The organism is Vagococcus hydrophili (assembly GCF_011304195.1).
GTDB lineage: Bacteria > Bacillota > Bacilli > Lactobacillales > Vagococcaceae > Vagococcus > Vagococcus hydrophili.
The window spans coordinates 2352950-2375704 of sequence record NZ_CP049887.1; the positions used below are offsets into that span (position 1 = coordinate 2352950).

Sequence of the window (22755 nt, forward strand, 5' to 3'; positions counted from 1 at the left end):
TTTTTTACTTTTGGACTTCTTTAAGTGGTATAATGAAAGCGAATAAAAAACAGAGGTGATAAGAAATGGAATGGAAAACAACCTATCAACAATGGAATGAATTTGAAAATATAGATGAGCTTGTAAAAACAAGTTTATTGGAAATGGCATCAGATGAAGCGAAGATGAAAGACGCTTTTTATGCTCCCTTAGAGTTTGGGACTGCCGGTATGCGCGGAATTATTGGTGCTGGAATTAACCGTATGAATGTTTATACTGTCAGACAAGCAACAGACGGCTTGGGTAAATTTATTGAAAATTTAGGAGATGCTGAAAAAGAACGCGGTGTAGCGATTGCTTATGATTCAAGACACCAATCACCAGAGTTTGCTATGGCTGCAGCAGAAACATTAGCGGCTCGTGGGATTGCTTCATATGTTTTTGAAAGCTTACGTCCAACGCCAGAATTATCATTTGCAGTTAGACACTTTAACTGTATTGCTGGAATCATGATTACAGCTAGTCACAATCCTGCTGCCTATAATGGTTTTAAAGTGTACGGGGAAGATGGCGGTCAAATGCCACCACATGATGCAGATGCTGTTACAGAATTTGTCCGTTCAATCAAAAATCCTTTAGAAATTGAATTTAAATTACAAGAAGAAGCAGGGGACTTGATTACCATTATTGGTGAAGAAGTTGATGCGACTTATTTAGAAAATATTAAATCAGTGAGTGTGAATCACGACTTGATTAAACGCACTGGAAAAGACTTGAAATTAATTTTTACACCATTACATGGAACGGGGAAAATGCTAGGAGAACGTGCCTTAAAGCAAGCTGGTTTTGAAAGTTTCCAATTAGTGCCAGAACAAGCCGTTGCAGACCCTGACTTTTCAACGGTAGCTTCTCCAAACCCAGAAGAACACTCGGCTTTTGAGTATGCGATTAAATTAGGAGAAAAAGAAGGGGCAGAAATTTTAGTTGCCACAGACCCTGATGCGGACCGTTTAGGCGCAGCCGTTAAATGTGCAGATGGAAGTTACAAAGTCTTAACAGGAAATCAACTAGGTAGCTTAATGGTTCATTACTTGCTTCAAGCACAAAAAGAGCAAGGAACTTTATCAGAAAAAGCAGTTGTGTTAAAATCAATTGTATCAAGTGAATTATCAACAGCAATCTGTCAAAAATTTGATGTTAAAATGGTGAATGTTTTAACAGGATTTAAATTCATTGCTGAAAAAATCAAAGAGTATGAAAAAGATAACTCACAACATTTTGTGTTTGGTTTTGAAGAAAGCTATGGCTATTTAGTTCAACCTTTCGTAAGAGATAAAGATGCGATTCAAGCATTACTATTACTGGCAGAAATTGCAGCTTACTATAAAGAACAAAATAAAACATTAGCAGATGCCATGGAAGATATTTATCAAGAATTTGGTTATTTTGAAGAAAAAACAATTTCGGTTACCATGAGTGGTATTGAAGGCGTTGAGAAAATTAAACAATTAATGAAAGACGTTCGTAAGGATATTCCAACAGAATTTGCTGGTATTAAAGTGGCTTACTATGAAGATTACCAATCTCAAGTGAGAACTTACGCAACAAAAGCAACAGAAACGATTGATTTACCAACAGCAGATGTTCTGAAATTCTTTTTAGAAGATGGTAGCTGGATTGCTATTAGACCTTCTGGAACAGAACCTAAAATTAAATTCTATTTAGGTGTTAAAGGAAGCAGTTTATCAGATACAAATGAAAAAATCATTGCCTTTGAAAAAGCTGTTGGTCAATTTATCGATTAATCAATGTGAATAGATGAAGGTGGAGAGAAATGATGGTTGAAGGCGTAACAGATGAGAATATATTAAGAGTGAGTAGATTTTATAAAAGTATTAGTGATCCAACGCGGTTAAAAATTTTACTAGCTCTTTCAGAAGAAGAATTGAATGTGACGTCGATTACTAATAAGTTAGGAATGGAACAGTCCGCCATTTCTCATCAATTAAAATTACTAAGAGAAAATTACTTAGTGAAGTCTAGAAAAGAAGGCAAAACAGTTGTCTATTCTTTAGACGATCATCATGTAACAGAAATTTTATCTGAAACATTCTTACATTTAAGTCATATCAAAGAGTGTGATTAACATTAAACAGGGGATTGAGACAAAATATTGTCTCTTCCTCTTTTTTTTATAGATAAAATTAGTTATAATTAACAAAATATTAGAAAAAAATGAGTGTGTTTTAATAACATAGGAGTGATCGAATGGCAAAAATAATAAAAATAGGCATTTTAGGTTTGGGAACTGTGGGTTCAGCTATACCATTCTTGTTAAGAGAACAAGAAGAAAAAATACAAAAGCTAACAGGCCTCTCTTTTGAAATTGAGAAAGTGTTTGTGAGAAATGTTTCAAATAAACAAGAAATAGCCAATCAATTTAACCTCAAGTTAACAACAGATATTAGAGACGTGATTGAGAATCAAGAAATTGATATTATCGTTGAAGTAATGGGTGGGACGACTATCGCAAAAGATAGCATCATAACAGCTTTAAAGAATAAAAAACATGTTATCACTGCGAATAAAGACTTGATTGCTCAACACGGAAATGAAATCGAAAAAATAGCCCGAGAAAATAGTTGTTGGCTATATTATGAAGCGGCTGTCGCTGGTGGGATTCCGATTTTGAGAACCCTCTCTAATAGTTTCATCTCCGATAAAATCAATAGTGTTTACGGAATTGTTAATGGGACGACGAACTATATGTTAACCCAAATGACAACGAATAATTGGAGTTACGATGAAGCATTAAAAGAAGCACAACGTTTAGGTTTTGCTGAATCTGATCCGACAAATGATGTAGAAGGTATTGATGCCGCTTATAAAATGGTTATTTTAACTAAATTATGTTTTGGGATGTCTCTTCAAATGAAAGATGTCTCAACTCAAGGAATTACTCAAATTAGTAAACAAGATATTTTGTGTGCTGAGGAAATGGGTTATCAAATTAAATTACTAGGATCAGCCAAAATGATTAATCAAGGAGTCAAAACAAGCGTTGCTCCGACCTTAGTTTCTAATAGTCATCCTTTAGCTAGTGTAGAAAATGAAAAAAATGCAGTATTTATTGATAGTTTTGGAATGGGAGAGACGATGTATTACGGAGCTGGTGCAGGTGGTAATCCTACAGCTAGCAGCATTCTAAATGATCTTATGGTTATAGGTGAGCAACTAAAAAATAAAGTGGAAGTTTCTTCCGTAACTAGATTTGAGGAGTCTGTTGTTTTGGCTGCTGAATCAGATAGTTATTCAAAATACTTTGTAACCTTTGAGATGGAAACAAGTAATGAAACTTTTTTTAATATACTGAAAGATAAACACATTAAGAAGGATCAGATTATTCAAAAAACTAGTGAAAAAGAGCAAGTGTTTACAGCGATACTAACTAGTAAAATGAACAATGAAGAGTTAGTTTTATTGTTAGAGGAAATAAAAGCTGAATTTAAGCTAAGTAATCAAAAAAGTTATCACGTTATTTAAGAGGAGTGAGTCTATGAAAATTATTGTCCCTGCAACGACAGCCAATTTAGGTCCAGGTTTTGATTCTTTTGGTTTGGCTTTGTCGATGTATTTGGAGATAGAAGTTGTTGGTAAAAGTGAAGAATGGGTCATCGAACATGACTTTAAAGGAATATCAGCTGATGAAACTAATTTAATTATTAAAACAGCCCTTGATTTATACCCTGAATTAGTTCCTCATCGGTTAAAAATGGTTTCTGAGATACCTTTAGCTCGCGGTTTAGGTAGTAGTTCATCTGCTATTGTCGCAGGGATTGAACTAGCCAACCAGTTAGGTGAGTTGAATTTAACAAGTGACGCTAAATTAAGAATTGCTGCCAGGATTGAAGGACATCCCGATAATGTGGCTCCTTCTATTTTAGGCAGTTTTGTGGCAGCTAGTCAATTGGAAGAAGATGTTTTCTATACGAAGCATGATTTTCCTGAATGTGGCATTATCGCGGTGATTCCAAATTATCATTTACTAACGTCAGATAGTCGCAATGTCTTACCAGAAAGACTAACCCATGAATACGCAGTAGAGGCTAGTAGTATTTCGAATGTTGTTTTAAGTTCTCTAATTACAGGGAATTTAGAGCAAGCTTGTTTATTAATGGAACAAGACAAATGGCACGAACCGTTTAGAAATGCTTTAGTTCCAGAATTAAATAAGGTGCGAGCATTGAAGAAAAAGCTAAATTTATACACGGCTGTTTTAAGTGGGGCGGGTCCGACTATTTTGGCCTTATGTAAAAAGGATGAATCAGCTAAGATTACGTCAGTGCTACAAGAAAAACTGAATCGCTGTCTTGTCAAAAATCTAGAAGTTGATAAAATAGGAGTTCGAGTTTTATAAAAAAGAAAGAGACTAACATTTTTTTGTCAGTCTCTTTTTTTAATAGATTATTATTTATTTTGTTGTTTACCAGCATTGCGACCTTTAGCATTTTTATTATTGCCATTGTTTTTGTTGGCTGGTTTTTGTTTTCCTTGCGGCGTCACATCTTTAATTTTAGGCTTCACTACTTTAATCGGATTTTTTTCCAATTGTTCAGCAAGTTCTGCTTTAATTTTTGGTTTATGGTAAAGGTTAGTAATTAAAGATTGAATACAACTGAAAATACCACCGATTACCCAGTAAAGTGTTACACCAGCAGGAGCGCTGATTGAGAACATAATAATCATGATAGGTGACATGTAGCTCATCATCTTCATTTGTTTCTTCTGTTCTTCGTTCATACCAATCATGCTAATATAACTTTGAGCAAAGTAACTAATACCTGCTAAAGCGACTAAAAGCATACTTGGTTTTCCTAAGTTAATTCCCATAAAGACAGTTTCATTAATACCTGGCGTAAATTTAGCCGCAAAGAATAATGCGGTAAAGATAGGCATTTGAAGAAGTAATGGTAAACAACCCATACCACCCATTAGATTAATGTTGTTGTCTTTATAAAGTTGTTGTAACTCAGTTTGAGCCTGCATTTTTTCTTCGTTTGAAGTAGCAGCCTTCATTCTTTTGTTGATTTCATCAGTATATGGCTTAACTGAGGCCATTTTTTCCTGTTGAATCATTGATTTTTTCATTTGACTTAAACCAAGTGGCATAATAATCAAACGAACGACAACTGTTAGTAGGATGATGGCTAAACCAAAACCAAGTCCCCAGTCCTCAGCTAAAAAGGTAATCATGTTACTCATAGGTTTCACAAGGAAATTGTAAACAAATCCGTCCCCTGTAGGATTTCCTGTTTTATCTGTCTTAACACAACCAGAAAGAAAAATCAGTAACCCGAATAAACTGGATGTCATCATCCATCGTTTTAATCGCTTCATTCAATTCGTTCCTTTACTATAATCTACACAAAGAATACTATATCTAAAATCACGGGCTTTTTCAATCTAAAAGTAAAATATATTTAGTACCTCACAGAAAAATCAGGATAATCTTCTAAATTTTCATGTGGCTGAATAGTGACGTGATCAACCCGACCAAAAGGTGCAGGTGACTTTTTTACAATGGCGATAAACTGTTGAATTAAATTTTCACTACCGAGCGCCTCAATATAAACATCTCCATTGTCTTCATTTCGCACCATACCTAAAATTCCTAATTCATCCGCTTTTATTTTGGTCATATATCTAAACCCAACACCTTGAACTCGACCTGATACTCGTAATGATACTTTCATAAAATGACCTCGCTTTTTATTTATTTACACCATTATATCTCGTGAATCTTAAACTGTAAATTTAGCTAAAATTTGTTATAATGATTGAGATTGAGAGGGAAAACAATGAAAATAATAGAATCGCTAAAAAATGATTGGGTTAAACAAATAAAAAAATTAGAACAAAAAAAACATAGAGATCAACAAAATAGGTATCTTATTGAAGGAGAGCACTTAGTAGAGGAAGCTATCGCATTTAACGCGCCTGTGGAAAGTTTCATTATTACTGAATCAGCTTTAACAACTCATATTAGTTTAGTTGAAAAAATGGACGTCGAAAAAATTATTCAAGTGACAGATGATATTATGAAACATATCTCAGGTTTACCAAGTCCACAACCAGTAGCAGCCATTGTAGAGAAAAATATAGCTGAAATTAAGTTAGCATCTGCAACAAGATTACTACTATTAGACAATGTTCAAGATCCAGGAAATGTGGGGACAATGATTAGAACAGCGGATGCAGCTGGATTTGATGCCGTTATCTTAGGTGAAGGAACAGCGGATATTTATAATTCAAAAGTGGTTCGTTCTATGCAAGGCAGTCAATTTCACATACAAATCGAAGAAGCTGATTTGTTAAAAAAAATAGATGAACTTAAGCAGTCTAGTGTGACTCTTTATGGAACTGAATTAAATGAGGAAGCTATTTCTTATCAAGAAATAAACAAGGACCACAAATTAGGAATTATTTTAGGTAATGAGGGACAAGGTGTTTCAAGAGAGGTGCTAGAAAATACGGATTATAATGTATACATTCCAATGAAAGGTCAAGCAGAATCCTTAAACGTAGCCATAGCCGCAGGAATTATTATGTTTTCCGTGTAATATATTACAATTTTATTAAGGACGTTTACTAAACTAGTAATTATGATTTCTTCATGATAGAATACTACTAATGTGAATGAAGTAATTAATTAAACTAACATATAACTAAAGGAAAGTGACTATAACTTATGACATTAAACTGGCAAAATGACACTGAATATTTAGAATTAGTAGCAGATTTGATTGACACAAAAGACGTACAAAGCTTAGTCGAATTCAAGCAACATCACTATTCAAACCGTTTAGAACATTCGATTAGTGTGTCGTATAGAAGCTTTCTACTAGCAAAAAAATGGAACGGCAATACGAGAGCAACTGCAAGAGCAGGTCTGTTACATGATTTATTCTATTATGATTGGAAAACAGAAGAAAAATCTCCAAATGGCTCACATGCTTATGTGCACCCAAGAATTGCTTTAGAAAACGCAAGAAAATTAACTGAAATTTCAGATTTAGAAGAAGATATCATTGTAAAGCATATGTTTGGCGCAACGATCGCACCACCTAAGTACAAAGAAAGCTATATTGTTACATTAGTTGATAAGTATTGTGCGTGTGAAGAAGTATTTGTTCCCCTATATGAAAAGATGAAATTTAAAGCCTCAAATTATTTTGGCTTAGTAAATGTATAAAAAATGAGTCGACTTGCTAGAAAAGGTCGGCTTTTTCATTTATACTAAGGATATACTTTTTAAGATAAATGGTATGGATGAGGTGAAAGTATGGAATCATGTAAAGAACGTCAATTTATGTTATGTCCTAAGTTTGAGAAAACATTCGAAATTTTAGGAAAAAAATGGAATGGTCTAATCATCGATGTCTTAATCGAGGATGGTTGTCAACGCTTTGTTGAACTTGCGACTAAAATCCCAGACGTTAGTGATCGTGTGTTAGTAGAACGTTTAAAAGAACTTGAAGAAAAAGGTATTTTAGAGAGAAAAGTTTTTTCAGAAGAAACCAATCGGATTGAGTATGGCTTAACCAAAAAAGGGTTAGAGCTAAAACCAGTCATGGATGAAATCAAAGTATGGGGCGAGAAATGGGTTTAAGTTTAGACTTGACCTTTTGCCTTGTTTCTTGTAGTATGAATGCAATATAACAATAACATTAAGAGAAAAGAGTAATTTAATTATTTTTTCAAAAGGGAGACTTGTCACTGACTGAAAGCAAGTTGTTAAAAGATTAAACGAAGTTCACTTCTCACGTTGTTTATCTCAGTAATAAACCGGTGGATTCATCGTTAACAAATAAAAGTGCACACATAGCGTGTGAATTAGGATGGTACCGCGAGACATCGTTCCTTTGTATAAGGAATGGTGTCTTTTTTTGTTGCTAAAAATAGGAAGGATGGAGAATAATGTCTTTAAAAGAAACATTGGAACAATTAAAGAAAGAAACATTAACAAAAATTGAATCAACGCAAACGTTAGATCATTTGAATGACATCAGAGTTCAGATTTTAGGTAAAAAAGGCTCAATCACAGAAGTGTTAAGAGGAATGAAAGATTTAGATCCTGAAATGAGACCAATTGTTGGTGGATTTGCTAACGAGGTTCGTGATCATTTAACAGAAGAACTAGAACAAAAGAAAGTTGCTTTAGAAGCAGAAGCAATGAATGCTGCTCTTGAAAAAGAAACGATTGATATCACATTACCTGGTCATGAATTCAAAACAGGAACACCTCACATTTTAACTCAAGTGATGGAAGAAATCGAAGACGTGTTCTTGGGATTAGGTTATGAAGTGATTGAAGGTTATGAAGTAGAGCAAGATCACTATAACTTTGAGCGTATGAATATTCCGCAAGATCACCCAGCTCGTGACATGCATGATACTTTCTATATTTCAGAGGATGTTTTACTTAGAACACACACGTCACCAGTTCAAGCAAGAACAATGGAAAAACATGATTTTTCAACTGGGCCACTTAGAATGATCAGTCCAGGAAAAGTGTTCCGCCGTGATAGTGATGATGCAACCCACAGTCACCAATTCCACCAAATTGAAGGTTTAGTGATTGATGAACATATTACAATGGGTGATTTAAAAGGCACGTTAGAAGTGTTACTTAAAAAATTATTTGGTGAAGAGCGTGAAATTCGTTTACGTCCAAGTTACTTCCCATTTACTGAGCCGTCAGTAGAGGTAGATATTAGCTGTTTCAAATGTGGCGGTAAAGGCTGTAACGTTTGTAAACAGACAGGTTGGATTGAAATCTTAGGTGCTGGTATCATCCATCCTAACGTACTAGAAATGTCAGGTATTGATTCAACTAAATTTAGTGGCTTTGCCTTTGGTTTAGGACCAGACCGTGTGGCAATGTTGAAATACGGCGTGAATGATATTCGTTATTTCTATCAAAATGACTTACGATTCTTAGAACAATTCAAAGTAAAGGGGTAAAACAATGTTAGTTTCTTATAAATGGTTAGAAAAATTAGTAGATTTAAAAGATATTACGCCAGAACAATTAGCAGATAAAATGTCTCGTTCTGGAATTGAAGTAGAAGATGTTGCCATTCCTCAAGAAGGACTTAAAAAAATCGTTGTAGGTGACGTGAAAGAATGTCGTCCTCATGGTGATAGCGATCATTTATCAGTGTGTCAAATCGATGTAGGTGAAGAAGAACTTTATCAAATCGTCTGCGGAGCTCCTAATATTCGTGCAGGTAAAAAAGTAATTGTTGCTTTACCAAATTCTCGTATTACTGGGAATGTTAAAATTAAAAAAGGTAAAATGCGTGGAGAAGTCTCTCTTGGAATGGTGTGTTCATTAGATGAGCTTGGTTATTCTAACAGTGTGGTACCAAAAGCGTATGCTGATGGAATTTATTTCTTACCAGATGATGCAACACCAGGAGATGAAGTTTTCTCATACTTAGCAATGGATGATGCGATTGTTGAACTATCAATCACACCTAATAGAGCAGATGCTCTAAGTATGCGAGGGGTGGCTCATGAAGTGGCTGCTATTTACGATAGAAAAGTGACTTTCCCAACAAAAGAATTAGTTGAAGCAAGTGACGCTAATATCTCAGATTACGTATCAGTAGCGATTGAAAGCCAAGAAGATACACCAACTTATCGTATGCGTGTGATTAAAGATGTGGTGATTAAAGAAAGTCCAATGTGGTTACAAACATTATTAATGAATGAAGGTATTCGTCCAATTAATAATGTGGTCGATGTGACAAACTACGTGTTACTTTTATTCGGACAACCACAACATGCCTTTGACTATGACAAATTAGGAAGTAAAGAGATTAAAGTTCGCCGTGCTAATGATGGCGAAAAACTAGTAACTTTAGATGAAGAAGAAAGAGAATTAACTTCAGAAAACATCGTGATTACAAATGGAAAAACCCCAATCGCTTTAGCTGGTGTTATGGGTGGTTTGGACTCTGAAATTACTGAAACAACGACAACTGTTGCTTTAGAAACAGCACTTTTTAACTCAACTTTAACACGTCGTACAGCTCGTGGATTTGGTTTAACAAGTGAGTCAAGCAAACGTTTTGAACGTGGCATCAATGTTTCAACGATGGAAGAAGCAAGTGCTTTTGCCGCTCAAATGATTGCTGAATTAAGCGGTGGTGTAGTAGTTACAGGTGAAGTTATTTCAAATGACTACACGAAAGAAGATGTGGTTGTTTCAATTACATTAGATAAAATTAACCGTTCATTAGGAACTGAGTTATCTCTAACTGATGTTCAAGGGATATTTGAAAGCTTAGGATTTGGTTCTGTTGAAGCAGCAGGAACATTTACAGTAAGTATTCCACCAAGACGTTGGGATATTTCAATCGAAGCAGATTTAGTAGAAGAAGTAGCACGTATTTTTGGTTATGATAACTTACCTTCAACACTACCAAGTGGTTCATCTGTCGCTGGTAAATTATCAAGAAATCAAAAAGTTACAAGAGATGTTCGTCGTCAGTTAGAAGGAAATGGCTTAACTGAAGCGATTAGTTACATGTTAACAACACCTGAGTTGGCAACTAAATTTGTACTTGAACCAAAAAACGTGGTGGCATTAGACCTTCCGATGAGTGAAGAACGATCAACTGCTCGTCAAAGTTTAGTACCGGGATTATTGAAAAATGTGGCGTATAACCAAGCGCGTAAACATAACCAAGTTGCTTTTTATGAAATCGGAAATATCTTTGAACAATTAGAAACAACAGGTTTACCAAAAGAAACAAAACACTTAAGCATGGCGTTATCTGGCACATGGTTTGGTAAAACTTGGGACAGTCCAGCAACAACTGTTGATTTCTATACCTTAAAAGGAATCATAGAGAATTTATCTGAGTTACTTGGATTAGAGGCGGATCTTCTCTTTGTGGCATCTAAAGAGTATCAAGAAATGCATCCGGGACGTACTGCTGAAATCTTTGTGGGAGAAGATAAAGTTGGTTTCATGGGACAAGTTCATCCGGTATTTGCTAAAGAGATGGAAATCAATGAAACCTACGTTTGTGAGTTAGATTTAGAACATCTATGCGCGCTAGCAAAAGAAGAGCCAACATATAAAGAAGTAGGTAAATACCCTTCTATTAAACGTGACATCGCCCTTTTAGCTGATACAGCGGTAACGAGTCAACAAATTATCGATGTAATCCGTGGTAAAGGTGGTAAATTCTTAGTGGATATCCAATTATTTGATGTGTTTGAAAATGAAAAATTAGGACACAATAAAAAATCATTGGCTTATTCATTAATATTCAGAAATGACGAAGCAACCCTTGTTGATGAAGACGTAACATCAGTGATGGAGAAAGTAAATACAGCTCTTTCTGAAGAATTAAGTATCGAAGTAAGATAGAAAATTAAAGGTTGTTACAGAAGTAGTAATGAAGTGAGGATGGCGACAAAAATGCCACCCTCTCTTTATTTACAAAAAAATGGAGGTTAAGTTATGGGATTTGAATATATTAGTCAAGAAATTGACAAAAAAGAGCTGTTAAAAAGTTATCGATTATCGGGAATTGATAAAAAAAGAAAAGCAGAACGAGATTTAGAATTAAAGAATATTTTATCAGGGAAAGACGATCGATTGTTAGCTATTATTGGTCCCTGTTCTGCTCATGACGAAGAGGCAGTTTTGGAATACACTCATTTACTTAGCAAACTACAAGAAAAAATCGAGAACGAAGTTTTTATTATTCCTCGAATCTATACGAACAAGCCAAGAACAAATGGGGATGGGTATAAAGGATTGTTACATCAACCGAGTGCCAATGGGAAAATAAATTTAGTGCAAGGGATTCAATCTGTTCGACAAATCCACCACCGTGTGTTAAGTGAAACAGGCTTAACAACAGCAGATGAGATGCTGTATCCTGAAAATTTAGAGTTTGTTGAAGATCTAATTAGTTATATTGCTGTAGGTGCACGATCTGTTGAAAACCAACAGCACCGTTTTGTGGCAAGTGGAAGTGATCAACCTGTGGGAATGAAAAATCCAACGAGTGGTCATTTAAGTGTGATGTTCAACTCGGTTTATGCAGCCCAACAATCACAAGAATTTATTTTTAACAATCAAGAAGTTAAAACAAGTTCTAATCCATATGCTCATGTTGTTTTAAGGGGTGGTTTGGATAGTTACGGGAAAAATATACCTAATTATCACTACGAAGATTTAGTAAAGGTTTCTGAGCAATACAAACAATCTGATTTAAAAAATCCTTTTGTAGTGATCGATACCAATCATGATAATTCAGGAAAACAGCATTTAGAACAAGTGAGAATCGTCAATGAAGTGTTAGCTCACAGAGAGTGGAATCAAGAATTAAAACCACTTGTCAGAGGATTTATGATCGAGAGTTTCTTAGAAAATGGTCGAGCCGAAGTTGAGGAAGCATTGTTCGGACAATCCATCACAGATCCGTGCTTAGGTTGGCAAGAAACTGAAAAACTATTGTACAAATTAGCGAAGAATAAATAACTAACCTCTTTTTATTAAAAGTAACAGCTAATTTATTGATCATAATGATTTTAGTAATATGAAGTGAAAATTTAAGAAGATTAATAAAACCAGACTAAACATTAAACAATGTTAAGAAAAAAAGGAAAAAGAAGAAATTCTTCTTTCTTTTTTTGTGTTTAATTGTTAATCTTATCAGGATAGATAGATTAAGGAGGATAAAAAATGGGACATATTAAAAAAGCTTATCAAAAAAATGAGATGATTAAAAAGAGTATTATTGTTGTCTTTGCTGGTATTGTACTAGCAGTTGCTTTGAATTTGTTTTTAATACCAGCCAATGTTTTCTCAGCTGGTGTGAACGGGATTGCACAATTACTTTCGGGGATACTTGGAGAGTATAATATAAAGATGGATACTGGGATTTTGATATTTATTATGAATGTGCCCATTGCAGTCTTAGGTTGGATCAAGCTTGGAAAATCAGCAACGATTTATAGTTTACTTACAGTGGTTTCTGTTACTGTGATGACGTTAATTATTCCTGTCACAGAAATTACAGATAACCAAATGATGAACGGGATTGTCGGTGGTGTTTTAACAGGGGTAGCCGTTGGAACGACAATGAAATACGGTTTTAGTACAGGTGGAATGGATATCGTTTCTCTTGTGTTAGCAAAAACAACTGGACGTACAGTAGGCTCTCTAATGATGTTTATCAACGTCTTTATTATTGGAACAGCAGGTTTTGTTTTCGACTGGGAATCAGCACTCTTTACAATTATTTCGATTTTCTGTACCACACAAGTAGTGGATATGATTCATACAAGCCATCAAAAAGTGACCGCCTTTATTATGACCTCCAAACCAGAAGAAGCGATTAAATCGATTCAAGATGAAATTGTTCGTGGGATGACACTTTTACCTGGAACAGGCGTTTATTCTCGAAAAGAGGTAACAGTGATTATGATGGTTGTTACCAAATATGAACTTTATGCATTAGAACAAGCTGTGCGCATGGTGGATCAAAATGCTTTTATAAATATTCTTCCAACACAAACTGTTTTCGGAAGTTTCTGGAACGAAGATCAACAAAATGAAAAGAAAAAAATGATGAGAGAAGCGATGAAAGAGCAATAATGCTCTTTGTCGCTTGTTTTTTTTTAGGTTTAAAATCCTTTGATATCAATGCTTCTAAATGAATTTCTAATTTTATAATAAAAAAAGCTTGCAATTTATTAACGCATTACATATACTTTGATTATCAAATCATTTGATTATCAAACTATTTTTTCGTTGCTTTTTCTTTTTTTTACCCATATACTTTGATTATCAAACTAATAGTGAAAGAGGCATTTGAAATGGATGATAAGATGAATCTCGTCAATGCCCAGCTAGTAAGAGTCTTTAATGACATTTTGACGATTGAAGAGTCGGAACTTAAAAAGAGCAGCTTTTCTGATTTATCAATCAAAGAGATGCATACAATTGAGGCAATTGGTATGGGTGAGAGTAAAACAACAGGAGAAGTAGCAAAGGAGTTATCTGTAACAGTCGGTACCTTAACGGTGGCTGTGAATAATTTGGTGAAAAAAGGATATGTTGATCGTGTGAGAAGTGATTCAGATAGACGAATTGTCCGCTTGAAGTTGACAAATCGAGGTCGTCTGTTTTACAGATCTCATCAGCTATTCCATAAAAAAATGGTTGAAGCTGCCTTAGAAGATATGGCAGGAGAAGAGAAAGAAGCCCTTGTAAGAGGATTAAAAAGTCTTCACAATTTTCTAAAGAAATATTATTAGACGAGTAAGGAGTTGTAATGTTATGCAGTTGTATCCTCAAATCACGAGGGTGGCAAAGTACTTACCATCTAATAAAGTAACAAATGATGATTTATCAAAAATCATGGAGACAAGTGATGAATGGATTGCTTCAAGAACAGGTATCAGAGAACGTCGTATTTCTATAGAAGAAACAACGAGTGATCTTGCCACAGGAGTAGCCAAACAGCTCGTTAAAGAATTAGATGTATTAAGTTTAGATTTTATTATTATTGCGACAATGACTGCAGATTACGGCACACCATCGACTGCTTGTTTGGTTCAAAATAATATTGGAGCAAAAAATGCTTTTTGTTTAGACATTAATGCAGCCTGTTCTGGTTTTATCTTTGCCCTTTCCACCGCTGAAAAATTTTTATCAAGTGGAAAATACCAAAGAGGATTAGTGATTGGTGCTGAAACAATGTCAACCATGCTTAATTGGGAAGACAGAAGTACAGCGGTACTATTTGGAGACGGAGCAGCGGGTGTGTTATTAGAAAACACATCAACCACTCAGAAGTTCTTTGAAGAAAAACTTCAATCAGATGGTACTCGGGGAATGGCTTTATTCGCTAAAGAAAATATCAATCAAAATCCATTTAAAAAGCCGACTGACAATAAGTCGGAAGGAATGAAAATGGAAGGAAAACAGATATTTGATTTCGCACTAAGAGACGTTTCCAAAAATATGCTTGAAACCTTAAGTCTAAACTTAGATTTTAAAGAGGGGCTAGATTATTGCTTAGCCCATCAGGCAAACATTCGAATTTTAGAAGCGATTGCTAAAAAAACTAAAATTCCAATGTCTAAAATGTTACACAATGTGCAGTATTACGGCAATACGTCGGCTGCCTCTGTTCCCCTACTTCTCGTTGATGAACTTGAAAAGGGAACCTTAACTCTAGGGAGTCATCAGAAACTAATGCTAACTGGCTACGGTGCTGGGTTGACCTGGGGAAGTATCTTACTGAAATTATAAAAAAATATAACCATTATTGGAGGAAAATTATTATGTCAACATTTGCAAAAATTCAAGAAATCATCGTGGATCAATTAGGTAAAGAAGAAGAAGAAGTACAATTAACAACAAATTTCCGTGAAGAATTAGAAGCGGACAGTTTAGATTTATTCCAAATCATGAATGATATCGAAGACGCATTCGAAGATTCAGACGTTAAAATTGAAACTGACGAAGGTTTAAACACTGTTGAAGACCTAGTGAAGTTCGTTGACAAACAAATAGCAGAAAATAACTAATTTAAATAAAAATAGAGAAAATAGCTGTAAAGTCACTGACTTTATGAGCTATTTTTTTAAAGGCAATTGAGAGGGTGAACTGATGGAAAAATCAAGATTATGTGAGATGTTAGATATAGATTATCCAATTTTTCAAGGAGCAATGGCTTGGGTAGCAGAAGAAAAATTAGCGAGTGCTGTGGCAAACGCTGGTGGGTTAGGACTGATTGCATCAGGACATGCACCCAAAGAAATTATTAAAGAAAAAATTGATATTGCTAAGAAATTGACGGATAAAACATTTGGCGTAAATATCATGATGATGTCACCTTTTGTTGAAGATATTATTGATTTAGTAATAGAAGAAAAAGTAAAAGTGATTACAACAGGTGCTGGATCACCTGGAAATTACATGAAACGCTTTAAAGAAGCAGGAATTATTGTTATTCCAGTGGTTGCTTCAGTGGCGCAAGCTCGCCGTATGGAAAAAGTTGGGGCAGACGCAGTGGTTGTTGAAGGTATGGAAGGTGGGGGACATATCGGTAAGTCAACGACCATGACCTTAGTTCCACAAGTTGTCGATGCCGTTTCGATTCCAGTTATCGCAGCTGGCGGGATTGGAGACGGACGTGGTGTTGCCGCAGCTTTGATGCTAGGGGCAGAAGCTGTTCAACTTGGAACACGTTTCTTAGTTTCCACTGAATCGATTGCCCATGAAAACTTTAAAGAAAAAGTGGTTAAAGCGAAAGATATTGATACAGTGATTACAGGGATGTTAACAGGGCATCCAGTTCGTGGTTTAAAAAATAAATTAACCAAAGAATTTGAAAAAGCAGAACGTTTTGAAGGTGGTCAAGAAACTCCTGATTTTGATCGTTTAGAAGAATTAGGAAAAGGTGCTCTAAAACGTGCGGTAATCGATGGAGACACTAAAAACAGCTCCATGATGGCAGGTCAAATTGCTGGGATGATTAAAACCGACACTCAAAGTTGTGCTGAAATTATTCAAGAGTTAATGATAGAAACAAAACAAGTATTAAACGAACGCTCTAAAGTTTGGAGCTAAAAGGAGTCAAACATGACAATCGGATTTGTATTTAGTGGTCAAGGTGCACAATACCTTGGCATGGGAAAGAATTTTTACGAAGAGTCAGAATATTTCAAAAATAGAATAGATCAAGCCAGTGATATTTTAGGAGTCAACATTGCTGAAATTATGTTTGAGGATGAAGAAAAATTAAACCTCACTGAATACACACAACCCATTATTTTAGCGATGAGTGTGGCAATTTCTGAGATAGTTAAAAGTGAACTTAAGATTAAACCAGCTGTTGTAGCGGGATTAAGTTTAGGTGAGTACACAGCATTAGTTGAAAGTGGTGCCTTAACTTTTGAGGAAGCTATTACCTTGGTGAATAAACGAGGTAAGTTGATGCAAGAAGCGGTTCCTCAAGGTGTGGGTGCCATGACAGCCGTGATGGGATTAGATCGTGAAACGATTCAATCAGCTTGTTTAGAAGCATCAAAAGTTAAAGGTGTCTATCCTGCTAACTTTAATATGCCAGGACAAATTGTGATTGGTGGCTATAAAGAAGGTGTAGAAAAAGCAGAAGAACTCTTAAGGGAAGCTGGCACTAAACGTGTCATTCCTTTAAAAGTAAGTGGACCTTTCCATACACCTTTATTAGAAACAGCAGCACAGCAATTAGAAGTAGTTTTAAAGAAAGTCTCATTTAAAGAGATGAAGATTCCAGTTGTTACTAATGTAACGGGAGCTGTTATTTCTGAAAGAGATGCTTTAGTAGAAACTTTAACAAAGCAAGTCATGTCACCAGTCTATTTTGAGGATTGTATTAACACCATGATTGAATCAGGTGTGGATACGTTTATCGAAATTGGACCTGGAAAAACATTAAGTAGCTTCATTAAGAAAATCAATAAAAAAATGATCATCCAAAACGTGGAAGACATAAAAACATTAAACCGCTTATCAGAACGATTAGCTAAGGATTAAGGAGATGACAACTTGTTAAAAAATCAAACAGTAGTTATTACTGGAAGTTCAAGAGGAATCGGTCGTGGATTAGCGCTTGAATTTGCCAAACAAGGCGCCAATATTGTATTAAACGCAAGAAAAGAAATCGATCAAGAATTAATTTCTGAAATTGAATCTTATGGAGTTAAAACACATGTGGTTTTAGGGGATATTCAATATTTTGAAGAAGCTAAAAAACTGATTACAGAAGCAAAAGAAGTCTTTGGATCGGTAGACGTGTTAATCAATAATGCGGGTATTACTCGTGATATGTTATTAATGCGAATGAAAGAAGAAGAGTTTGATTCAGTGATTAACGTGAACCTTAAAGGAACATTTAACACGATTCAACACGCTTCAAGTATTATGTTAAAACAAAAATCTGGCACGATTATTAATATGTCTAGTGTGGTTGGTTTAACGGGGAACGCAGGTCAAGCGAACTATGCAGCCAGTAAAGCAGGTGTCATTGGTTTAACAAAATCAGTTGCTCGTGAATTATCATCTCGCGGCATTACATGTAACGCGATTGCTCCAGGATTTATTGAAACAGACATGACAGATGTTTTAAGTGACAAAGTGAAAGAAGCAACGATTGCTCAAATTCCTTTGAAAAAATTAGGACAAGTGGAAGATATCGCAAGAGCCGCTGTCTTTTTAGCGACAAACAAATACATCACAGGTCAGGTCATCAACGTTGATGGTGGCATGGTTATGAATGGCTAGGAGGTAACTCATGAGACGAGTTGTAGTAACAGGAATGGGTGCAGTGACACCTTTAGGAAATACAGCAGAAGAATTCAAAAAGAATGTTTTAGCTGGAAAAAATGGGATTGCCCCAATCAAACGCTTTGATGCCAGTCAAACAGGTATCACAGTTGCCGCTGAGGTGAAAGATTTCGATCCTACTTTATATATGGAGAAAAAAGAAGCCAAAAGAATGGATATGTTTTCTGTTTATGGTATTGCTGCAGCAACCCAAGCTATGGAAGATAGTGGCTTAAAAATAGATGAAATCGATGCAGATCGTTTAGGTGTTATTGTGAGTTCTGGAATTGGTGGAATGGAAACAATTCAAAACCAAGTAATCAGAATGCACGATAAAGGGCCAAAACGTGTGGCACCATTCTTTGTACCAATGGCTATTGGTAACATGGCTGCGGGAAATATTTCAATCAAAGTTGGCGCTAAAGGAATTTGTTCGTCAATTGTGACGGCATGTGCCTCAGCAACTAATGCGATTGGTGAAGCCTTCCGCAACATTAAACATGGTTACTCAGATGCGATTTTAGCAGGTGGGGCAGAAGCTACTGTCTGTGAAATTGGTATTTCTGGATTTGCTTCATTGACTGCGTTAACACCCGCAACTGACCCAAATCGTGCCTCTATTCCTTTTGATAAAGACCGTAGTGGTTTTGTTATGGGTGAAGGGAGTGCCGTGATTGTTTTAGAAGAATTAGAGCATGCGTTAAAACGTGGGGCTAAGATTTACGGTGAAATCGTCGGTTATGGAACAAACGGAGACTCATATCATATTACAAGTCCTAATCCAGATGGTTCTGGAGCGGGTAAATGTATGAAATTAGCGATGGACGAAGCAGGAATCACTCCAAGCCAAGTTAGCTATATCAATGCTCACGGAACAAGTACACCAGCCAATGATAGTGGTGAAACGACGGCAATCAAATATGCTTTAGGTGAAGAAGCTAAAAATGTCCCTGTTTCAAGTACGAAAAGTATGGTCGGACATTTATTAGGAGCAGCAGGAGCGGTTGAAGCGATCGCTTGTTTAGCAGCCCTTGAAGCAGACTTTATTCCACCAACAATTGGTTTAGAAAATCCGGGCGTTGGTTGCGATTTAGATTACGTGCCACAAGTTGGACGTAAACAAGAAGTGGAATACACTTTAAGTAACTCTTTAGGCTTTGGTGGTCACAACGCTGTGATCTGCATGAAGAAATGGCGAGGTGAGTAATTTTGTCATTCTCAGATATTAAAGAATTACTAGAGCTTTTTGAAGCTGGTAATATTCGTGAATTAGATTTGAAACAAGACGAGTTAAGTCTTTACTTAAGCAAAAATGAAACAAGTCGTGAAAAAGTCCAAACTGTAAGTGTTCCAACGCCAACTGTTGAAGCGCCAGTTGTAACGCAAACAAAAGAAGTGGTCGAACAAGCTTCTCAAGTGTTATCTGAAACTACTGCAGTTGCTGAAGGTGAGCCAGTTACTTCCCCTATCGTGGGTGTTGTTTACACATCAAGTGATCCAAGTGCTCCGAGTTTTGTGAGTGTTGGTGATACAGTAGCCGTGGGAGATACCTTATGTATCGTTGAAGCCATGAAAATTATGAATGAAATAAAAAGCGATGTAGCCGGTGTGGTTACTGAAATACTAATAGAAAATGAAGATGTCGTTGAATTTGGTCAAACCTTATTCCGTATCGCCTAGGAGGATTACTATGCAATTAAATGTACAAGAAATTATGGAAATTATCCCAAACCGCTACCCAATCATGATGGTAGATAAGGTAACTGAATTAGAACCAGGAAAATATGTTAAAGCGATTAAAAACGTGACTTATAACGAAAGTTTCTTCCCAGGACATTTCCCAGGAGAACCCGTTATGCCTGGCGTTTTAATTTTAGAAGCCTTAGCTCAAACAGGTTCAATTCCTTTACTTAAGAGTGAAGAATTCCAAGGTCAAACTGGTTACTTAGGTGGTATTGATAAAGTGAAATTCCGTCAAAAAGTTGTTCCAGGTGATGTATTAGTGATGGAAATGGAAATCATTAAACAAAAAGGTAACATTGGTGTTGGTAAAGCAACGGCATCTGTTGAAGGTAAAAAAGTTTGTACAGCTTTAATGACATTTATTATTGGAGCGTAAGCCTATGTTTAATAAAGTTTTAATTGCCAATCGAGGAGAAATCGCCGTTAGAATTATTCGCGGCTGTAAAGAATTAGGAATTAAAACAGTGGCGGTTTACTCTGAGGCAGATAAAGAAGCCTTGCATGTTGAGATGGCAGACGAAGCGATTTGTATCGGTCCAGCTAAGGCAACCGACTCTTATCTAAACATGCACAACGTTTTAAGTGCAGCGATTGTTAGTGGAGCTGAGGCGATTCATCCTGGCTTTGGATTTTTAGCTGAAAACAGTATGTTTGCTGAGATGTGTGAAGAATGCCAAATTAAGTTTATTGGTCCAAAGGCAGAAACAATTGATGCCATGGGGAATAAAATTAATGCGAGAAAATTGATGATTGAAGCGAAAGTTCCTGTTATTCCAGGAAGTGACGGTGAAGTCTCCACCATGAAAGAAGCAAAAGAAATTGCTGATTCTATAGGTTATCCTGTCATGCTAAAAGCTGCGGCTGGTGGTGGTGGAAAAGGGATTCGTAAAGTATTGAAAGAAGATGAATTAGAAGCCCAGTTCCAATCAGCTCAACAAGAAGCATTGGCAGCTTTTGGTAACGGTCAAATGTACATTGAGAAAATAATTTATCCTGCTCGCCATATTGAAGTTCAAATCTTAGGAGATAGTTTTGGTCATGTGATTCATCTAGGAGAAAGAGATTGTTCCCTCCAAAGAAGTAATCAAAAAGTTCTAGAAGAAGCACCGGCCTATGGCTTATCCGAAGAGTTGCGCCAAAAAATGGGAGCCGCAGCCTTAAAAGCAGCGAGTGCTGTGAGTTATGAGAATGCTGGAACGATCGAGTTTCTAGTTGATCAAGACAACCAGTTTTATTTCATGGAAATGAACACAAGAATCCAAGTGGAGCATCCAGTCACTGAAATGGTCACACGAGTTGATATCGTGAAGTGGCAATTAAAAATTGCTTCAGGTGAAGTTTTAACGTTATCACAAGAGGATATTAAGTTAAAAGGACATTCCATTGAATGCCGAATTAATGCAGAAAATCCCTCATTTAATTTCGCGCCTTCTCCTGGAACCGTGTCTAATCTTTTATTACCAAGTGGTGGTTTAGGACTTCGAGTGGATAGTGCAGTTTATAATGGCTATACAATTCCACCTTACTATGATTCGATGATTGCTAAGGTGATTGTTCATGGAGAAACTCGTGTGGAAGCTCTAGCCAAAATGCAACGTGCTTTGTCCGAACTTGTGACAGAAGGATTGTTAACGAATCAAGATTTTCAACTTGATTTGATTACACATCCTGACGTGTTAAAAGGTGTTTATGATACAAGCTTTTTACAAGAAACATTTTTACCAAATTGGAATCATTAAATGATGGAGGAGGAGAGATATGGGGCTATTTAAAAAAAGAGAATATATTCGTATCACTCCGTCCCAAACGCAAGAAGAAACCAATCAACAAAAACCTTTTGTTCCAGATGGCTCTTGGGAGAAATGTCCTAGTTGTCATAAAGCCCTACATAAAAAAGAGTTAGGGGCAGAAAGAACTTGTCATCATTGTGGCTATGGTTTTAGAATTGGAGCAAAACAACGACTATCCTTGATTGTAGATGAGGATAGTTTTGAAGTTTGGGATACAGATATTGCTTTTAAAAACCCGATTAACTACCCAGATTATGAAAAAAAAGTGTCAATTGCTAAGGAAAAGATAGGACTTGATGAGGCTGTTCTGACAGGAAAAGCTAAAATCGGTGGTTTTGATGTGGTAATTGGTGTGATGGATAGTCAATTTATTATGGGAAGTATGAGCAGTGTGGTAGGCGAGAAAATTACTCGTGCTTTTGAAAAAGCGAGATTTTTGAACTTACCAGTGATTATGTTTACCGCTTCAGGTGGCGCCAGAATGCAGGAGGGTATTATGTCCTTAATGCAAATGGCCAAAATATCTGGCGCAGTGAAACGTCATAGTGAAGCTGGCTTACTTTATATTCCCGTCCTTACAGACCCAACAACAGGTGGTGTGACGGCTAGTTTTGCCATGCAAGGGGATATTATTATTGCTGAACCACAAACAATGATTGGTTTTGCAGGTCGTCGAGTTATTGAGCAAACGATTAGACAAAAATTACCTGATGACTTTCAAAAAGCAGAGTTCTTATTAGAAAAAGGCTTTATTGATAGAATTGTCCCTCGATCTGAATTAAGAGAAACCTTAACACTTTTATTATCATTTCACCAAGGAAAGGAGTAGTGAGT

The 22755-nt window shown here is 36.0% G+C and carries 24 protein-coding genes and 1 other annotated feature; of the genes, 22 read left to right on the forward strand and 2 right to left on the reverse strand.

Annotated elements, in window-relative coordinates:
• Positions 1-65: 65 nt before the first annotated feature.
• From G7082_RS11530 to thrB, 4 genes are all read left to right on the forward strand, one after another.
• Complete coding sequence (locus G7082_RS11530; protein ID WP_166035201.1) at positions 66-1784, forward strand: phospho-sugar mutase; 1719 nt, start codon at positions 66-68, stop codon at positions 1782-1784.
• Between the two features lie 29 nt (positions 1785-1813).
• Positions 1814-2125, forward strand: coding sequence for an ArsR/SmtB family transcription factor (locus tag G7082_RS11535; RefSeq protein ID WP_166035202.1), 312 nt, complete (start codon positions 1814-1816; stop codon positions 2123-2125).
• 122 nt (positions 2126-2247) lie between these two features.
• Positions 2248-3522, forward strand: a complete 1275-nt coding sequence (locus tag G7082_RS11540; protein ID WP_166035203.1) for a homoserine dehydrogenase — start codon at positions 2248-2250, stop codon at positions 3520-3522.
• Between the two features lie 13 nt (positions 3523-3535).
• Complete coding sequence (thrB, locus tag G7082_RS11545) at positions 3536-4396, forward strand: homoserine kinase (RefSeq protein ID WP_166035204.1); 861 nt, start codon at positions 3536-3538, stop codon at positions 4394-4396.
• Between the two features lie 50 nt (positions 4397-4446).
• Here thrB and yidC read toward each other — a convergent pair whose 3' ends face one another.
• Entirely contained in the window at positions 4447-5376 is a 930-nt protein-coding gene (gene yidC / locus G7082_RS11550) for a membrane protein insertase YidC (RefSeq protein ID WP_166035205.1), read from the reverse strand.
• 83 nt (positions 5377-5459) lie between these two features.
• Positions 5460-5732, reverse strand: coding sequence for an acylphosphatase (locus G7082_RS11555; RefSeq protein ID WP_166035206.1), 273 nt, complete (start codon positions 5730-5732; stop codon positions 5460-5462).
• Positions 5733-5837: 105 nt separating this feature from the next.
• Between G7082_RS11555 and G7082_RS11560 the strand changes: the two genes are divergently transcribed.
• The 18 genes from G7082_RS11560 (at position 5838) to accD (ending at position 22750) form a co-directional block, all read left to right on the forward strand.
• Positions 5838-6599, forward strand: coding sequence for a TrmH family RNA methyltransferase (locus tag G7082_RS11560; protein WP_166035207.1), 762 nt, complete (start codon positions 5838-5840; stop codon positions 6597-6599).
• Between the two features lie 128 nt (positions 6600-6727).
• Positions 6728-7231, forward strand: a complete 504-nt coding sequence (locus tag G7082_RS11565; protein ID WP_166035208.1) for an HD domain-containing protein — start codon at positions 6728-6730, stop codon at positions 7229-7231.
• A 90-nt stretch (positions 7232-7321) separates the two neighbouring features.
• Entirely contained in the window at positions 7322-7648 is a 327-nt protein-coding gene (locus G7082_RS11570; RefSeq protein WP_166035209.1) for a winged helix-turn-helix transcriptional regulator, read from the forward strand.
• 49 nt (positions 7649-7697) lie between these two features.
• Positions 7698-7904, forward strand: a binding site (T-box leader).
• Between the two features lie 52 nt (positions 7905-7956).
• Positions 7957-9003, forward strand: a complete 1047-nt coding sequence (gene pheS, locus G7082_RS11575; RefSeq protein WP_166035210.1) for a phenylalanine--tRNA ligase subunit alpha — start codon at positions 7957-7959, stop codon at positions 9001-9003.
• Between the two features lie 4 nt (positions 9004-9007).
• Positions 9008-11425, forward strand: a complete 2418-nt coding sequence (pheT, locus tag G7082_RS11580; RefSeq protein WP_166035211.1) for a phenylalanine--tRNA ligase subunit beta — start codon at positions 9008-9010, stop codon at positions 11423-11425.
• 93 nt (positions 11426-11518) lie between these two features.
• Positions 11519-12547: a 3-deoxy-7-phosphoheptulonate synthase gene (locus G7082_RS11585; RefSeq protein WP_166035212.1), complete on the forward strand. Its 1029-nt coding sequence runs from the start codon at positions 11519-11521 to the stop codon at positions 12545-12547.
• Between the two features lie 204 nt (positions 12548-12751).
• Positions 12752-13666 carry a YitT family protein gene (locus tag G7082_RS11590; RefSeq protein ID WP_166035213.1) on the forward strand — a complete coding sequence of 305 codons (915 nt, stop codon included), beginning with the start codon at positions 12752-12754 and terminating at the stop codon, positions 13664-13666.
• Between the two features lie 221 nt (positions 13667-13887).
• Positions 13888-14328, forward strand: coding sequence for a MarR family winged helix-turn-helix transcriptional regulator (locus G7082_RS11595; RefSeq protein WP_166035214.1), 441 nt, complete (start codon positions 13888-13890; stop codon positions 14326-14328).
• 22 nt (positions 14329-14350) lie between these two features.
• Positions 14351-15328: a beta-ketoacyl-ACP synthase III gene (locus G7082_RS11600; protein WP_166035215.1), complete on the forward strand. Its 978-nt coding sequence runs from the start codon at positions 14351-14353 to the stop codon at positions 15326-15328.
• Between the two features lie 32 nt (positions 15329-15360).
• Positions 15361-15606 (forward strand): acyl carrier protein, encoded by a 246-nt coding sequence (locus G7082_RS11605; RefSeq protein ID WP_166035216.1) that lies wholly within the window; start codon positions 15361-15363, stop codon positions 15604-15606.
• Positions 15607-15688: 82 nt separating this feature from the next.
• A complete protein-coding gene (gene fabK, locus G7082_RS11610) occupies positions 15689-16651 on the forward strand; it encodes an enoyl-[acyl-carrier-protein] reductase FabK (RefSeq protein ID WP_166035217.1) in 963 nt (320 codons plus the stop codon).
• A 12-nt stretch (positions 16652-16663) separates the two neighbouring features.
• Positions 16664-17599 (forward strand): ACP S-malonyltransferase, encoded by a 936-nt coding sequence (gene fabD / locus G7082_RS11615; protein ID WP_166035218.1) that lies wholly within the window; start codon positions 16664-16666, stop codon positions 17597-17599.
• A gap of 12 nt (positions 17600-17611) precedes the next feature.
• The gene (fabG, locus tag G7082_RS11620) at positions 17612-18346 is read left to right on the forward strand and encodes a 3-oxoacyl-[acyl-carrier-protein] reductase (protein WP_166035219.1); all 735 of its coding nucleotides are present in this window, start codon (positions 17612-17614) and stop codon (positions 18344-18346) included.
• A 10-nt stretch (positions 18347-18356) separates the two neighbouring features.
• Positions 18357-19595, forward strand: coding sequence for a beta-ketoacyl-ACP synthase II (fabF, locus tag G7082_RS11625; protein ID WP_166035220.1), 1239 nt, complete (start codon positions 18357-18359; stop codon positions 19593-19595).
• Between the two features lie 2 nt (positions 19596-19597).
• Entirely contained in the window at positions 19598-20068 is a 471-nt protein-coding gene (gene accB / locus G7082_RS11630; protein ID WP_238842649.1) for an acetyl-CoA carboxylase biotin carboxyl carrier protein, read from the forward strand.
• A 10-nt stretch (positions 20069-20078) separates the two neighbouring features.
• Positions 20079-20507: a 3-hydroxyacyl-ACP dehydratase FabZ gene (fabZ, locus tag G7082_RS11635; protein ID WP_166035221.1), complete on the forward strand. Its 429-nt coding sequence runs from the start codon at positions 20079-20081 to the stop codon at positions 20505-20507.
• 4 nt (positions 20508-20511) lie between these two features.
• Complete coding sequence (locus G7082_RS11640; RefSeq protein WP_166035222.1) at positions 20512-21870, forward strand: acetyl-CoA carboxylase biotin carboxylase subunit; 1359 nt, start codon at positions 20512-20514, stop codon at positions 21868-21870.
• Between the two features lie 19 nt (positions 21871-21889).
• Positions 21890-22750: an acetyl-CoA carboxylase, carboxyltransferase subunit beta gene (gene accD, locus G7082_RS11645; RefSeq protein ID WP_166035223.1), complete on the forward strand. Its 861-nt coding sequence runs from the start codon at positions 21890-21892 to the stop codon at positions 22748-22750.
• Positions 22751-22755: the final 5 nt, after the last annotated feature.

Bases quoted from the DNA above. Each gene is read 5' to 3' on its own strand.
- G7082_RS11540 (WP_166035203.1), top strand. From the start codon at position 2,248: ATGGCAAAAATAATAAAAATAGGCATTTTAGGTTTGGGAACTGTGGGT.
- G7082_RS11530 (WP_166035201.1), top strand. From the start codon at position 66: ATGGAATGGAAAACAACCTATCAACAATGGAATGAATTTGAAAATATA.
- G7082_RS11640 (WP_166035222.1), top strand. From the start codon at position 20,512: ATGTTTAATAAAGTTTTAATTGCCAATCGAGGAGAAATCGCCGTTAGA.
- fabD (WP_166035218.1), top strand. From the start codon at position 16,664: ATGACAATCGGATTTGTATTTAGTGGTCAAGGTGCACAATACCTTGGC.
- G7082_RS11600 (WP_166035215.1), top strand. From the start codon at position 14,351: ATGCAGTTGTATCCTCAAATCACGAGGGTGGCAAAGTACTTACCATCT.
- G7082_RS11535 (WP_166035202.1), top strand. From the start codon at position 1,814: ATGATGGTTGAAGGCGTAACAGATGAGAATATATTAAGAGTGAGTAGA.
- G7082_RS11585 (WP_166035212.1), top strand. From the start codon at position 11,519: ATGGGATTTGAATATATTAGTCAAGAAATTGACAAAAAAGAGCTGTTA.
- G7082_RS11555 (WP_166035206.1), bottom strand. From the start codon at position 5,732: ATGAAAGTATCATTACGAGTATCAGGTCGAGTTCAAGGTGTTGGGTTT.
- fabK (WP_166035217.1), top strand. From the start codon at position 15,689: ATGGAAAAATCAAGATTATGTGAGATGTTAGATATAGATTATCCAATT.
- accD (WP_166035223.1), top strand. From the start codon at position 21,890: ATGGGGCTATTTAAAAAAAGAGAATATATTCGTATCACTCCGTCCCAA.
- G7082_RS11570 (WP_166035209.1), top strand. From the start codon at position 7,322: ATGGAATCATGTAAAGAACGTCAATTTATGTTATGTCCTAAGTTTGAG.
- fabF (WP_166035220.1), top strand. From the start codon at position 18,357: ATGAGACGAGTTGTAGTAACAGGAATGGGTGCAGTGACACCTTTAGGA.
- G7082_RS11590 (WP_166035213.1), top strand. From the start codon at position 12,752: ATGGGACATATTAAAAAAGCTTATCAAAAAAATGAGATGATTAAAAAG.
- G7082_RS11560 (WP_166035207.1), top strand. From the start codon at position 5,838: ATGAAAATAATAGAATCGCTAAAAAATGATTGGGTTAAACAAATAAAA.
- G7082_RS11565 (WP_166035208.1), top strand. From the start codon at position 6,728: ATGACATTAAACTGGCAAAATGACACTGAATATTTAGAATTAGTAGCA.
- G7082_RS11595 (WP_166035214.1), top strand. From the start codon at position 13,888: ATGGATGATAAGATGAATCTCGTCAATGCCCAGCTAGTAAGAGTCTTT.
- pheS (WP_166035210.1), top strand. From the start codon at position 7,957: ATGTCTTTAAAAGAAACATTGGAACAATTAAAGAAAGAAACATTAACA.
- thrB (WP_166035204.1), top strand. From the start codon at position 3,536: ATGAAAATTATTGTCCCTGCAACGACAGCCAATTTAGGTCCAGGTTTT.
- yidC (WP_166035205.1), bottom strand. From the start codon at position 5,376: ATGAAGCGATTAAAACGATGGATGATGACATCCAGTTTATTCGGGTTA.
- G7082_RS11605 (WP_166035216.1), top strand. From the start codon at position 15,361: ATGTCAACATTTGCAAAAATTCAAGAAATCATCGTGGATCAATTAGGT.
- pheT (WP_166035211.1), top strand. From the start codon at position 9,008: ATGTTAGTTTCTTATAAATGGTTAGAAAAATTAGTAGATTTAAAAGAT.
- fabZ (WP_166035221.1), top strand. From the start codon at position 20,079: ATGCAATTAAATGTACAAGAAATTATGGAAATTATCCCAAACCGCTAC.